At 61.0% G+C, this 12,830-nt stretch carries 13 protein-coding genes; 5 read left to right on the top strand and 8 right to left on the bottom strand.

The annotated features are described in order from the left end of the window. Positions 1 to 106 precede the first annotated feature (106 nt). From BUB04_RS10000 to BUB04_RS09965, 8 genes are all read right to left on the bottom strand, one after another. On the bottom strand, positions 107 to 2,350 hold the full coding sequence (locus tag BUB04_RS10000; RefSeq protein ID WP_073038921.1) for a sigma-54-dependent Fis family transcriptional regulator: 2,244 nt from the start codon (positions 2,348 to 2,350) through the stop codon (positions 107 to 109). A 665-nt stretch (positions 2,351 to 3,015) separates the two neighbouring features. Beyond that, positions 3,016 to 4,536, bottom strand: coding sequence for an HDOD domain-containing protein (locus BUB04_RS09995; protein WP_073038919.1), 1,521 nt, complete (start codon positions 4,534 to 4,536; stop codon positions 3,016 to 3,018). Between the two features lie 156 nt (positions 4,537 to 4,692). Beyond that, positions 4,693 to 5,652 carry a tRNA dihydrouridine synthase gene (locus BUB04_RS09990; RefSeq protein WP_178371958.1) on the bottom strand — a complete coding sequence of 320 codons (960 nt, stop codon included), beginning with the start codon at positions 5,650 to 5,652 and terminating at the stop codon, positions 4,693 to 4,695. 85 nt (positions 5,653 to 5,737) lie between these two features. Then, positions 5,738 to 6,070 carry a ferredoxin-thioredoxin reductase catalytic domain-containing protein gene (locus BUB04_RS09985; protein WP_073038915.1) on the bottom strand — a complete coding sequence of 111 codons (333 nt, stop codon included), beginning with the start codon at positions 6,068 to 6,070 and terminating at the stop codon, positions 5,738 to 5,740. Next, positions 6,067 to 6,318, bottom strand: a complete 252-nt coding sequence (locus BUB04_RS09980; protein WP_073038913.1) for a glutaredoxin family protein — start codon at positions 6,316 to 6,318, stop codon at positions 6,067 to 6,069. The genes BUB04_RS09985 and BUB04_RS09980 overlap by 4 nt, the downstream gene beginning before the upstream one ends. 164 nt (positions 6,319 to 6,482) lie before the next feature. Then, the gene (locus BUB04_RS09975; protein ID WP_073038910.1) at positions 6,483 to 7,223 is read right to left on the bottom strand and encodes an amino acid ABC transporter permease; all 741 of its coding nucleotides are present in this window, start codon (positions 7,221 to 7,223) and stop codon (positions 6,483 to 6,485) included. Continuing rightward, a complete protein-coding gene (locus tag BUB04_RS09970) occupies positions 7,220 to 8,041 on the bottom strand; it encodes a transporter substrate-binding domain-containing protein (protein ID WP_073038909.1) in 822 nt (273 codons plus the stop codon). Before BUB04_RS09970 ends, BUB04_RS09975 begins: the two co-directional genes overlap by 4 nt. Next, complete coding sequence (locus BUB04_RS09965) at positions 8,038 to 8,877, bottom strand: TIGR02757 family protein (protein WP_143156440.1); 840 nt, start codon at positions 8,875 to 8,877, stop codon at positions 8,038 to 8,040. The genes BUB04_RS09970 and BUB04_RS09965 overlap by 4 nt, the downstream gene beginning before the upstream one ends. Positions 8,878 to 9,276: 399 nt before the next feature. Between BUB04_RS09965 and BUB04_RS09960 the strand changes: the two genes are divergently transcribed. The 5 genes from BUB04_RS09960 (at position 9,277) to BUB04_RS09940 (ending at position 12,826) form a co-directional block, all read left to right on the top strand. Then, positions 9,277 to 10,083 (top strand): 4Fe-4S binding protein, encoded by an 807-nt coding sequence (locus BUB04_RS09960; protein ID WP_073038905.1) that lies wholly within the window; start codon positions 9,277 to 9,279, stop codon positions 10,081 to 10,083. A gap of 88 nt (positions 10,084 to 10,171) precedes the next feature. After that, positions 10,172 to 10,888, top strand: coding sequence for an HD domain-containing protein (locus tag BUB04_RS09955; RefSeq protein ID WP_073038903.1), 717 nt, complete (start codon positions 10,172 to 10,174; stop codon positions 10,886 to 10,888). A 40-nt stretch (positions 10,889 to 10,928) separates the two neighbouring features. Next, complete coding sequence (locus BUB04_RS09950) at positions 10,929 to 11,693, top strand: ATP-binding protein (RefSeq protein WP_073038901.1); 765 nt, start codon at positions 10,929 to 10,931, stop codon at positions 11,691 to 11,693. Positions 11,694 to 11,713: 20 nt separating this feature from the next. After that, complete coding sequence (locus BUB04_RS09945; protein WP_073038899.1) at positions 11,714 to 12,031, top strand: cupin domain-containing protein; 318 nt, start codon at positions 11,714 to 11,716, stop codon at positions 12,029 to 12,031. A gap of 189 nt (positions 12,032 to 12,220) precedes the next feature. Beyond that, on the top strand, positions 12,221 to 12,826 hold the full coding sequence (locus BUB04_RS09940; RefSeq protein ID WP_073038897.1) for a helix-turn-helix domain-containing protein: 606 nt from the start codon (positions 12,221 to 12,223) through the stop codon (positions 12,824 to 12,826). Positions 12,827 to 12,830: the final 4 nt, after the last annotated feature.

Here is a 12,830-nt window from a genome sequence, read left to right as displayed (position 1 = left end):
CCCGGGGTGACCGACCTGCGACCCCATGGCGGTGCATATAATTTTAAGGGTTTGTTTATACGATGGAGACACCGAGTGTCCTGTATCCGACTGGTGTGTTCGGATCCTAGACGGCCTGGTCGGGGCGCAGCCCGTAGCGTTGGATCTTGCTATAAAGCGTGCTTCGGCTCACCTGGAGCTTCCGGGCCGCTTCGTGCTTGTTCCAGCGGGTCTGGCGAAGCACCTTCAGGATCAGGCGCTTTTCGTTTTCCACCAGGGAGGCGGTGGTGGGCAGCTCGTGCACGTCCTGCAGGAACCGGGGCAGATGCTGGCGGCGGATGGTGGCATCCTGAGCCAGAATCACCGCATGGCTCACGGCGTTTTCCAGCTGCCGCACGTTGCCGGGCCAGTCGTAATCCATCAACGCCTGCAGGGCGGCGGACGAAAAGCCGGCCACCTTCTTGCCTTCCTTCTCGCTGTATTTGTTCAGGAAATACTGGCTGAGCAGAGGGATGTCTTCCTTGCGCTCCCGCAGAGGCGGCAGGTGGATGGAGATGACGTTCAGCCGGTAGTAGAGATCATCGCGGAACCGGCCCGATTCCACCTCTTCCACCAGGTTCCGGTTGGTGGCGGCCAGTACCCGCACGTCCGCTTCCAGGGTCTTTTCCCCCCCCACCCGCTCGAAGCGGTGGTCCTGGAGAAACCGCAGCAGGAGCACCTGGGTGGCCGGGGCGATGTCGCCGATCTCGTCCAGAAAGAGGGTGCCGCCCTGGGCCCGCTCAATGCGTCCCATCTTGCGGCGGATGGCCCCCGTAAAGGCCCCTTTTTCGTGTCCGAACAGCTCGCTTTCCAGCAATGTGGGCGAATAGGCATTGCAATGGGCCACGATGAAGGGCCCTTTCCGGCGGTGGCTCCGGTTGTGGATCGCCTGGGCCACCAGTTCCTTGCCCGTACCGTTTTCGCCCGTGATGAGCACGGTGGCGTCGGAGGCGGCCACCAGATCGATGAGCTCGTAGACCTCCTGCATCCGCTTGCTTCGGCCGATGATCCCATCGGGATGGGTCAAGGCCATGTTCTTGAGACTCTTGCTGTCCGGAACGGTTTCTTCCAGGAGGAGATGTCGCAGGTGGTCCATCAGCTGGGCAAAGAGGGTTTCCACCAGGTAGGGCAGGTCGTCGGGAAGGGGGGTCTTGCGGCCTGACAGAAGAAGATAACCGCACGAAGCATCCTTGGAAGGGCCGGCCCAGCCCAAGGCGGCTGTGCGAAAGGGCGCCGTCACCCATTCCACGTCCTCCCGAACGCGCCCGCGACGGGACGAAGCCCCCCTCTTCCGCAGCCGGTCCAGTTCCCGCCCCAAGGCGGAAAGGTTTTCCGGGGAACCCAGGGTCTTCACCACCTTGTCCAGATCCCCCGCACCGCTTCCTTCTTCCCCGCTCACGGGGAAAATGACGTGCCCGGTGGGATCCAGCAGGAGAAGCCACACATCGGAACAGTTGAGAAGACGCTGAAGATCCCTGGAAAGGGTAGTGGCCAGATCCACCAGGGAGTGCGTCTTTCGAGCTTGTGCCACCATGTCGTGAAATTCCTGGTACGAAGGCGACCGGGGGGGTTTACCGGAAGTGAGCGGTTCGTGCGGATCTCCCCGTCCTGGCTGCCCCGACGGGAGATCAGGTTCAACCCCCACCACCAGAAGCCTTCCGCCTTCCATCACCAGGCAGGAAAGGCGCGCCGCAGGGCCTCCGGATGCCCCGTTTCCGTTGAGGACGCAATAGACGGCCTTTTGGCCCGCGATCAAGTCCGGGATGGGACACGCCCGACCCCTCTCTTCGCACGGCCGGTCTTCGCGGGCCAACAGGCGGTAGCAGGGCTGGCCGATGCCCAGGGGAAGGCGAAGCCGGCGCCTGCGATGGAAGGCCTCATTGGCATAAATGATGATCCGGGTTTGGGGCTCCACGACAAAGAGTCCGTCTGGAACGGCTTCGATCAGGGCCTCGCAGAGCCCACGTTCCGCGTGGAAGTCCGCTCGTGCCCTGCCGCCTTCCGCATCCCTCACCACTCCCAGCAGGAGGGGCGGGTTCGTCCCCGGAAGGACACTCACTATGACCTCCCCGGGCGGCCTTCCCGATGCCCCATCCCTTTGGAGCACCAAAGCGTTTCGGGCGGCCTTCTTCACATGCCGCACAAGTTCCTCTTCACTAGTGGAAAAACCCGCCGCCCGGAGACAGGCCGCCACGCTTTGGTTGGATCCGCCCTCCGGGAGCACGCGCACCAGCCTTCGCGCGGCCAGGTTGGCATAGAGAAGACGCAGCCGGTGGTCGGCGACGAAGAGCCCTTCCGACAGGCCATCGAAAAGATGTTCCCACGAGCTCATAAGGCCATCCCTGCACGGGCTGAAGGCGTAGCATCCGCCGGGCTCAAGGGCCGCACAGAGGTCCTCGAGGAGGAACCTCCGGGAAAAAGGCGTCAAACTTGTTGCGCTCCAGATTGCAGGGTTAGCTCAACGAGGGGGTGTCCGTTTGAGAGATTATCTCGCTTCCAGAGTCGACACCGTCAGCGGGATCGCGGTTGTCCGAAGTCAGAGCAGCACCTTTGGAATTGTCGATCAGGCGCTTGGTATCATCATGGCATCCCGTCCGGTTTCTGTCAATAATAACAAGCGAACGGGCCGGAACCTCGTCGAGCGGTTGATGCCGGCCCCGGAGTTCTCAGCGTGGTTGGACAGCGCATGGACAGGACAAGGCACAAGACACGGAGACGTGGTCATAAGGAACATGGACATCGAATCCTTGAGGAAGGAAAGACCCCCTTTGTGGAGGACCTCACCAGGGGTTGGCGAATTTGCCCGGCTTGAACGGAGGAAGGGGGGACCTTTGCTCGGATCGCTTGCATCCGACATGGATCAGGGATTGTGCCGAAGGGTTGGGTGATACCGCCCGCAAGACATGATCCGCGGCCCCCGCCCCAGGAGACCAGGACCCGACCTACGCAAGACATTTCGGATCATGGACGGGGGATGCCCTTTCATGAAACGAGCGGCTAAATTTCGAGCACTTCCACGGCCACTGAAGCACAGCGCCAAAACCGCCGGAAACCCCGGAGGGCCTCTTCGTCCAGGGTGCGGTCCGTCTCCCGCCGATCCGCTCCGATAAGGCCTACTGGGCCGCCTCGGCCCATGACCCTGGCAAGGATGAAGTCCCGGCTGCCGAAAAACTGCAAGACCTCAGGACCTAGCAGATTCCTGATCTCGTCCGGGCTCTCGTCTCTCACCCAGAGGGGCTCCGGGCAGTCCAAACAGTAGGTAAAAAGATTGCGATAGCTGGTGACGGGCACCATGAGTCCTTCAAGGCCGGGATCGAAATCTCCGTACAGGCCTCGAACCTCCAGAAATCGCCCGCCCGACGCGAGGCGCATCACGGCCACCCGGTCAAATCCCGCGCCGTTTCTCATACCATCCGCGACAAGGTCCCAGAGCTCTTGGGAGTTTCTCCTGTTCCTGTCCATGAGCAAGGCGTGGATCGCGTCGATGATTTCCAGCTGGCGGCTATCATCGGGTTCGCGCGCCGCCGGAACGGCATGGGAACTGCCCTGCTCCTCGCTCAGGATCTCCAGGAGCGGAATCTCAGGCTCCGCCTCCGGCTCTGCAGCCGCGGCACCCTCCGAGGAAAAGAGAGCCAACTCCTCCTCGTCCAGGCCGTAATCGCACCCCCACCGGCGGGCCCAGCGGGCTGCGGCGTCGATCATCCGACGCAGCGACATCTGGGACATCTTCAGTTCGTCGCCGATGGCCTCCCGGGCGGCCAGCACGCTCCTGCCTTCCGGATCCTGAGCGAGGGCCCGCGTCAGAGCACGTGCATAACGGACACACTTCACCCGGGGATCCCCGACATCGTGATCTCGAGCCACTTTCTCCAGGAGATCACCGAGCTTCCAATCCGAAGCCATCTTGGCGGTCACAAAGCGACTGGCAAATCCCAGCACCTGCCTCTCAACATCCTCCTGGCTTTCCAGGCCGTGCCTTTCCAGATTTGTGGAGAGGGCCAAGACGGAAGACACGGGAATCATCCCCAATAAGTGGATCAGGCCGATGTCGGCCAGGAGGCCCGCCGAATAGACCTCTTCCGGAGCACCGTCCCGAATGCTCTCGGCGAACCATTGCGCCAGAAGTGCCTGATGGTACGAAAGAAGTACATGGCGTTGAATGCTTTTGAGCCGTATGCCGCGGAAAGAATCCTCCACGAAATCCACCGACGCGCACAAATGCCGCAAAGCATCAAACCCCACGACAATGACCGCACGGTGAACTGAACTGACCCTTTGAATGCCGGCGGAATAAAAGGCACTATTCGCCATGCGGACGACTCGAACCGCCAAGAACGGATCCCTGGCGACCGCCTGGGCCATCTCCGTAGATGAACTCTTTATCTGTGACAGAACACGGGCCACGGACAGCACCGTCTGTCGGAAAACGGGGAACTCCTGACGCCCGATCTGGCGAAACCAGTAATTGGGCCCTTTGTAGGTCTGTGAGTTCGAATCGTTTTGCGTGTTGGGTGACATCCCTGTCGTGCTTGCTGGCACTCCTGCTCTCCGCCTTTCCTTATCGGACTTGCCGAATGAACCGGTCATCGAAAGTCGCTTCGGGCGTCCGCGGCAACCGCCCCTGTCCCATTAGCCTAATCGGCATGTCAAGTCTAGAGATTTAGTATGAAATAGCTAACTCATCAGGGGGCGGACCGGATAGCCGGGAAACTTCTCCTTTGCCAACAGTTCGCGTGCCTTCTCCACCATTGCTGACGGAGTCTTCCGGCGACGGATCCGGTTGAAATAGTGGACACCGTAAGGAAAGTTCTGGCACAGCCAAAAGAGAAAGAGCCGGACACGGTCCTCGTGGAGTTTCTCCGGAAGCCATTGCTGCACCAGAGCCCAGTAGAGGTCAACCACTTCCACGGGATCCGGAGCGGGGAGGACGGTCCCACCTTGCAGGCAGCTCGCCATATCCCGAAAGATCCACGGCCTCATGACGGCAGCCCGTCCCACCATGACGGCCCGGCATCCCGTGCGCTCCATCATGCGGAGTGCATCATGCGGCGAAAACACATCGCCGTTGCCCACCACCGGCAGCCGAGTATGACGGGCCAAGAACCCGATCTCCTCCCAACGGGCGGGGCGCTTGAAGAGGTCCTGGGGGGTCCGGGGATGCAACGTAACCCCGTCCACCCCGGCCTGCTCGAGGATCTCCACCCATCGGTGCCACAGGCCCTCATCGCCCCGACCGGGCGTCCTCATCTTGACCATAAATGGTTTTTCAAGCACTTTCCGGGACTCATGGAGGATCTCCCGGCACAAATCGATCCGTACCAGTAATCTCGCCCCCCATCCGTAGCGCTGGATCGCTCCTCGGGGGCAGCCCAGATTGAAATCGAAGAGGTCATAGCGGCCCGTTGCCTGGAGCCGTTGGAACGCCCGGCAGATCTTCTCCGGCTCGTTGCCCGCCACCTGGGCGGCCAGAGGACGGTCCCGGGACCCCGTCAGACAGTAGGGATCCCGGGCCGGATCGTTGGTGCAGAGCGCACGGGAGTTGAGCATCTCGGTATAGAAAAGGCCGCACCCTCCGTAATGGGCCACGAGCTCCCGAAAGGCCGCGTGGGTCAGGCCCGCCATGGGTGCAAGCACAAACGGGGGGTCAATCCTGAGTCCGGCTATCTCCAAGGGAGTCATGGCTCATCGGCGCGGCTAAGGGCCGCCCTTCCCAGTTGTTTTACACGAATCTATCCGCCGGTCTGCGTTCGGGAACAACCACGTGAGGTACGGTACCCGCATTCCATGCAGCAGAGACGTACAAGCCGCAGTAGCAGCTCCCGTATTCCGCCACGTCGGGTTCACGATAGACACACGGACAGATAATGTCCCGGTCCTTTTCCCGGTCCCCGGAAGCGAGCCGGCACGGGCAGACCATGTAGCCGTATCGTTCCTTGTTGACCAGAAGGCTTTCCAGCAGGGGCAGGGTCGTCCCCTCCAGGTCCTTGTTGAACTGGTACCCCTTGGCCTCCTGGATGGGCTTCAGTTTTTCATAAAGCTCTCGAGCGGTCATCCTTTCAGGGCCTCCTCGATCTCGTCCTTTCGAAATCCCACGATCACCCTGTCCCCGATGACGAGAGTGGGAAAGGTGCAACTGGGATTGAGCTTTTTCACTTCCTCCAGGACCTTTTCCCGATCTTCTCCCTGCAAGGCGTCCACATCCACGCAATCGTATTCCACTCCGCATTCCTTGAGGTACTCTTTGGTATTTCGACAATGAATACAGGTGGTCAGAGCATAGAGCCTGATATTTTCAGCCATCTGTTTCTCCTTCCGTCATTTTCAACCAACACTTTCACTTCCCCTGTCTGCCCTTTGGTCTCTAGACTTAATAAGGCCTTCCCATGGAAGAAACAAGGAGGCTGTCCCGCATTCGCCCCCCAATATAGCCGGACCGGGAGCAAACCGACGCCGGCGACGCCCGCTCACTTCCGGCCGTTGCTCAATTTCTGTTCCAGGCGCTGGGTCATGTAGGACAACGGATAGGTCAGCACCAGATAGAGCACCGCCAGGGGAAGATAGGCTTCAAAGGTCTTGTAGGTGGTGGCGTTGACCACTTCCGACGCCTTGGTGAGCTCCCGCACGGAGATGACCGACAGGAGCGAAGAGTCCTTGATCAGGGAGACAAACTGGCCGGTGACGGGCGGAATGATCCGGCGAAAGGCCTGGGGGAAGATCACATAGCGCATGGTCTGGCGCTCGTTCAACCCCGTGGATTTGGCCGCCTCCACCTGGCCGGGGTCGATGGATTCGATGCCCGCCCGGACCATTTCGGTGATGTATGCCCCCGAAAAGAAGGCCAGCGTCACCATTCCGATTATCATGGGATTGTCGTAATGGATCACGGCCGCCAGACAAAAATAGAAGATGTAGATCTGGACCAGCAACGGCGTGCCCCGGAAAAGCTCCACGTAGTATCCGGCCAGCGTTCGGATCACCACGCTTTTGGAAACCCGGGCGAGCCCCCCCAGCACGCCGATCACAAACCCCATGCAGATAGCCCCCACGGACACCACCATGGTGTTCACAAACCCCCACAGAAAGAGGCTGCGATACCGCCAGGGCACCCACCAGTTCCAGGGATAGTCCAGGGTGGCCATAAAAAGGGCCAATGCCCCCAGGACACCGGCCCCGATCAGGATCCTCACCAGGTAAGGTCTCGTCATTTTTGGATGATGTCCCCCAAGTGCTTCTGGAAAATCTCGTCGTAGCGTCCGTCCGCCTTGATGGTTTCCAGGAAAAGGTTGAGCCACTGCAGGAAGTCGGCATCCCCTTTTCGGATGGCGATGGCAAAGGGTTCATAGGTGAACGGCTCCAGCAGAGCGATGGTGCTGTCCGGGTTCTGCTTGTGGTGCTTGGCGATGGAAATTTGATCGTAGAAGAAGGCGTCCGCTCGGCCTGTGACCACCTCCCGCACGCATGCCGTCTCATCCTTGAACCGGTTGATGGTGGCCTTGGGAAAGCGCTTGGACGCCACCAGATCCCCGGTGGTACCCGTTTTGACGGCCAGCACGCGCCCCGGCGCGTTCAGCTGGTCCACATGGGTGACGCCCGAAGCCTTCTTGGCACTGAGCAGGGCGCACAAGCCGGTGACGAAATAGGGGTCCGTGAAGCTCACCGCGCGTGCCCGGGCCAGGGTACGCGTCATGCCGGAAATGACCAGATCTACCTTGCCGCTCTGAAGGGATGGGATGAGTCCGGTCCATTCGATGTCCTTGATTTCCAGTTCCACCCCCAGCTCTTGGGCCATGAGGCGCGCGATGTCCACGTCAAACCCCATGGGCTGCCCCTTCTCGTCGGCGTATTCAAAGGGAAAGTACTCCACTTCCATGCCCACGATTAGCTTGTTTCTCTGAAGCACCTGGTTGAGCGTGCTGGCCTGGAAGATGTCGTGGGTGGTGAGGGCCTGGGCCTTCCCTCCCGCCGACATCCAGCCGAGGCAGATCGCCAAGGCCATAACTCCGAAGAATCGAATCGCCTTCATGGGTCACCTCCTTCGCTGTTGTTCGCACACAAAACTTTCGCTACCGTTTCCAACCAGGTTGGATCCCGCATGGACAGGCGCGTGAGCGCGAAATCGTAGCGCACCGGATCCTCGGGCGCCCACCGGGCGAACCCCCGGGTGATCTCCCGGGCGGCTCGGGCATCGGCCTGTCTCCGAGCGGTGAGCCCCAGATGCCTCGCGACCCGGAACATGTGGGTGTCGAGAGGCACCAGCAACTGTGCGGGCTTGATGCAACTCCAGTCTCCGGGGTCCACATTGTCACGCCGCACCATCCACCTCAGGAAGAGGTGGAGTCGCTTGCAGGCGCTTCCCCGGGACGGCTGAGGGAGAAGCCGGCCGGCCCCCCCGTGCTTCTCATCCCCTCGCAGTGTGCCCACAAAAAGGTCCAGGGCATCCGAAACGTTTCCGCTCTTCTGCAGCAAGGCCCACCGCATGCCGTCTTCCAGCGACCCGTGGCAGCGAAGAACCCGTCCCACCCCCTCCAGCAACCCCCGCATTTCCCGCTCACCGAAAAACCGGTAGCGGAATCCCCGGACCAGCCGGTCCAGCTCGGAGTCACGGGCACTTCGCAGAAACTCCGCCGGGGCGGGGCCCAACCACCCCAATACCCGTTCCAGGCAGGATGCGATGGCCTCCACGCGCCCCACTGCCACAGACGAGGCGATCAGGGCCACCACTTCCCGGTCCGCCCATTCCCGGTAGCGGTAGACGAACATGAGCGGGTCCGGCGGAACATGGCTCCGAGTGTTGAAACGATGGTAAATCTCCTCCAGGAATTCCGCAATGCGGCCGAAGCTTTTTTCCAATGGCAACACCCGCTTTCGTCCCCCCGATGGAAGTCTTCCCGGCGGGGAGCCCGGGAAACCGCGCGACCAGGACCGGCCTCGAGAGCCGGAGAATTACCATTCTCTTCACATCGTAGCCGCGGGGCTTCAGCCCCGCGGGAAAGGCCCATTGCAACCCCATGAAGCACCGGACCTTACCCGAAGGCCTATGCGGCACCTGGGAGTTCTTGCGTAGCCCTGAAGGGCTGCGCTACGAGAAAAGCGTTCACTCCCAAAAGTTCCGACACCCTCCCGGGCGTTCAAAAGAACGAACGGATAACTTTTTTGACCCATGTCAATGCCGCGGCGTCCCTGAGCTCTTAACATCAGAGGCACGGACATTCAACCGGACCCGGCCCGATGCCGGCAAAAGAGTTGGGAGGAGACAGCATGGAATGGAGTCGGGAAGCATCGGAAGCGGTTTCACGCGCTCCCTTCTTCGTGCGAAAGCGGATCCGAAAGAGGGTGGAAGAGGAAGCGCGCCGGCAGGGCGCCGGGCAGGTGACCCTGGCCCACGTGCGGGCCACCCAGCAAAAGTATCTCCAGTCCATGGAGCATGAGGTCAAGGGGTATCGCCTGGAAGGTTGCTTCGGCCAAGGGGGCTGCCCCAACCGAACGCAGGACAGTGCGCCCCTCCTGGACAGGCTACAGCGCATCCTGGACGAAAAAGACTTTCCCAGTTTCTTGAAAAACCACGTGGAGGGGCCCCTCAAGTTCCACCATGAATTCCGGGTCGTTCTCGCCGATTGCCCCAACGCCTGTTCGCGACCCCAAATCGTGGACATCGGCATCATCGGCGCCGTTCAGCCGGTGCTCCTTTCCGATGCCTGCACGGGCTGCGGCGCCTGTGCGGACGTCTGTCAGGAAGACGCGTTGGATGTTCCATCAGGGGAAGCGGCGGTGACCTTCCTCCGTGAACGCTGCGTTCTGTGCGGACAATGCCTTTCCGCCTGCCCTTCGGAAGCCCTCCGAACCCATGCCGCGGGCTATCGCGTGTTGCTGGGCGGCAAGCTGGGCCGACACCCCCAGCTCGGGCGGGAGCTCCCCGTCCTCCTGGACGAGGAAGGCGTGGCTCGCGTGGTGGACCGGTGCGTGGATGCCTACATGCAGCAGACCGACGGGTTTCTTCGGTTCGGTGAGTTCCTCAACCGCACGGGCTGGGAAAAGTTCCTCGGCAATACCCTCGGTTTGACCTAGGTCAATGCCCGACGGGCTTTCCGTGCCTATATTGGAACCAGGATGAGAACGAAAAGCAAAAGCAGAAGCCCAAAGGAGCCGAAACCCCATGAGATGTCCCGGACAAGACAGCCGATTTTGGAGGCCGGGGGCCATCTTCGAGGCCAAATGCCCGGAATGCGGGCAGCCGGTGGAATTCTTCAAGGATGAATCCAGCCGCAAGTGCCCCGCCTGCGGTCACAAGTTCGTCAATCCCAAGATGGACTTCGGATGCGCCGCCTATTGCAAATTCGCCGAGCAGTGCCTGGGGGATTTGCCCCCGGAGCTTCTGGCCGAGCGGGAAAGCTTACTGAAGGACCGTGTGGCCCTGGAGATGAAAAAACACTTCGGAAGGGATTTCAAGCGGATCGCCCATGCGTCCAAGGTGGCGCGCTATGCGGAAAAGCTGGCCTTCGAGCTGGGAGCGGATCCGGCGGTGGTGCTGAGCGCCGCGTATCTTCATGATGTGGGACTGCGCGATGCCTCCCCTGCAGATCATGCCCGGGAGGGCGCCCGCATCGCCCGGGAGATCCTCACCAATTTGGGAGCCCGGGAAGAGCTGATCGAGGAGGTGTGCGCCATCATCGAACACCACCACGAGCCTCCTCTGGACGCCTCCCTCAATTTCCGGTGCGTCTTCGATGCAGACACGCTGGTCAACCTGGAGGCGGCCCGGGAGTCCACGCCGGATGCCGGCCGATCCCTGCCCCAAGAGATGGAAGGCAGCTTTCTTACGGACGCGGGAAAGGAACTGGCCCGAAAGGTCCTGATCCACAAGGAATACTGAGAAAATGAAACCACTCCGGACGAGCAAGGAGACAAGAGAGATGAAAACTATCCGAAAGATCATCGAGATCGACGAGGAACGCTGCGACGGCTGCGGGCAGTGCGTTCTGGCCTGCGCCGAAGGCGCCATCGAGATCATCGACGGCAAGGCCAGGCTGGTATCGGACGTCTATTGCGACGGCCTGGGGGCCTGCATCGGGGAGTGTCCCCAGGACGCTTTGCACATCGTGGAAAGGGAAGCGGAAGAGTTCGATCCCGAAGCGGTGGAAGCCTTCCTGGAAGCGAAGAAGAAAGGCCACGGCCCGCCATCGGCGGAACCGCTTCCGCAGGCTTCCGGATGCCCGTCCCGTCAGGTCCATGTCTTTTCCGGTCCGAGACCGGCACCGTCCGCCCCAAGAGAGGCCGTCCGTGGGGAGACCCCGTCGGAACTGGGCCACTGGCCCGTGCAGATCAAGCTGGTCCCACCCAAGGCTCCCTTCCTGAACGATGCGCACCTCCTGGTTGCGGCCGACTGTGTGCCGGTGGCCTACGCCGGGTTTCACCAGGAGTTCCTACAGGGCCGCGCCGTGATGATCGGGTGTCCCAAGTTCGACAACCCCATGGAATACGTGGAAAAGTTTGCCGAGGTCTTCCGGCGGAATCGGCTGAAATCCGTCACGGTGGTCTCCATGGAAGTCCCCTGTTGTTCGGCGCTTCTGGCCATCGTGGCCAAGGCCATGGAAAAGGCGCAGGCCAGCATTCCCCTGGAGGAAGTGGTCATCAGCACCCGAGGCGACATCCTGGAAAGGCGCACGGTGGCCGCCTGAGCCCCCGAAAGGAGTGATCCATGAAGCATCTCAACATCATTGAATCCAACGATTTCGCGGACAAGGGGTTCAAGAGGCTCCTGATCCATGACTCCCCGTACTTCAAGATCCTCAACTTCAATTTCCAGCCGGGCCAGGAGCTCCCCCTACACGCCCACGATATCGAAGGCCAGGTGAGCATCGTGGTCTTGGAAGGTGAGGGCTGGTTCCTGCTCAAGGACGATCGGGCCCTGCCCGCCCGCACCGGGGACATCGTGGTGTGCGACATCGCCGAACCCCACGGGGTGCGGGCGCAGACCGCCATGCGGATCCTGGTGACCATCGCTCCGCCCATCTGAGACGGCAGGTCTTGGCCGGGCAACAAATTATTTGTTCCCATCAAATACCTCTTTGGGTAATATGAGGGGCCGAGTGGTCTGTGGCCCCTTTTCCCGCGCTCTCTCCCCTTCCCTGCTCAGATTTTCTTTCCGCCGTGGCGACCGGGCCGAGCCCACAGCCGGAAGGAACCCCCAAGACAAGGAGGCACGATGGCAGGTCAAGACGACATCCAACTGGCGGTGAAGGCTCTGAAGATCGGTCAGAAGGTTCGCGAGCTTCGACAACAATACAAGTACACCCTGCAGGATCTGGCGCAGAAAACCGGGCTGTCCAAGCCATTCCTCTCACAGATCGAAAACGACCACGTGGTGCCCCCCATCGCCACCCTCATGAAGCTGGCCCGGGCCCTCAACGTGGGTCTGGCGCATTTTTTCCAAGACGAAGAATCGGACGAAAAGATTTCCATCACCCGCCCCCAGGAACGCTCCAAGGTGGAGCGGCGGCCTCACCAAAGCAAGGGAGAAGTGAATTACATCTACGAATCCCTCGAGTTCCGCAAGCGTTCCAAGCACATGGAGCCCTTCCTGGTGGAATTCCGCATCCAGGATGCGGATCGGATGGTTTTCCAGAGCCATTCGGGCGAAGAATTCCTCTACATTTTGGAGGGCGAGCTGGAGTTCCGGACCGTGGACCGCGTGGAGATCCTGCGCCCGGGTGACAGCATCTATTTCGATTCCGAAGTGAGCCACAGTTTCCGGTGCCTGAGCGAAAAACCCGCCAAGGCCGTGGCCGTACTCTACAGCCCCAGCCCCTGAGGCC

Origin of the sequence: Desulfacinum infernum DSM 9756, assembly GCF_900129305.1 — a bacterium.
In the GTDB taxonomy this organism is placed as follows: Bacteria; Desulfobacterota; Syntrophobacteria; order Syntrophobacterales; family DSM-9756; genus Desulfacinum; species Desulfacinum infernum.
Note: the sequence above shows the minus strand (reverse complement) of the source record. Positions and strands in the feature narration are given on the sequence as shown.

Bases quoted from the DNA above. Each gene is read 5' to 3' on its own strand.
- BUB04_RS09975 (WP_073038910.1), bottom strand. From the start codon at position 7,223: ATGACGAGACCTTACCTGGTGAGGATCCTGATCGGGGCCGGTGTCCTG.
- BUB04_RS09995 (WP_073038919.1), bottom strand. From the start codon at position 4,536: ATGTCACCCAACACGCAAAACGATTCGAACTCACAGACCTACAAAGGG.
- BUB04_RS10000 (WP_073038921.1), bottom strand. From the start codon at position 2,350: ATGAGCTCGTGGGAACATCTTTTCGATGGCCTGTCGGAAGGGCTCTTC.
- BUB04_RS09985 (WP_073038915.1), bottom strand. From the start codon at position 6,070: ATGACCGCTCGAGAGCTTTATGAAAAACTGAAGCCCATCCAGGAGGCC.
- BUB04_RS09955 (WP_073038903.1), top strand. From the start codon at position 10,172: ATGAGATGTCCCGGACAAGACAGCCGATTTTGGAGGCCGGGGGCCATC.
- BUB04_RS09980 (WP_073038913.1), bottom strand. From the start codon at position 6,318: ATGGCTGAAAATATCAGGCTCTATGCTCTGACCACCTGTATTCATTGT.
- BUB04_RS09950 (WP_073038901.1), top strand. From the start codon at position 10,929: ATGAAAACTATCCGAAAGATCATCGAGATCGACGAGGAACGCTGCGAC.
- BUB04_RS09970 (WP_073038909.1), bottom strand. From the start codon at position 8,041: ATGAAGGCGATTCGATTCTTCGGAGTTATGGCCTTGGCGATCTGCCTC.
- BUB04_RS09945 (WP_073038899.1), top strand. From the start codon at position 11,714: ATGAAGCATCTCAACATCATTGAATCCAACGATTTCGCGGACAAGGGG.
- BUB04_RS09940 (WP_073038897.1), top strand. From the start codon at position 12,221: ATGGCAGGTCAAGACGACATCCAACTGGCGGTGAAGGCTCTGAAGATC.
- BUB04_RS09960 (WP_073038905.1), top strand. From the start codon at position 9,277: ATGGAATGGAGTCGGGAAGCATCGGAAGCGGTTTCACGCGCTCCCTTC.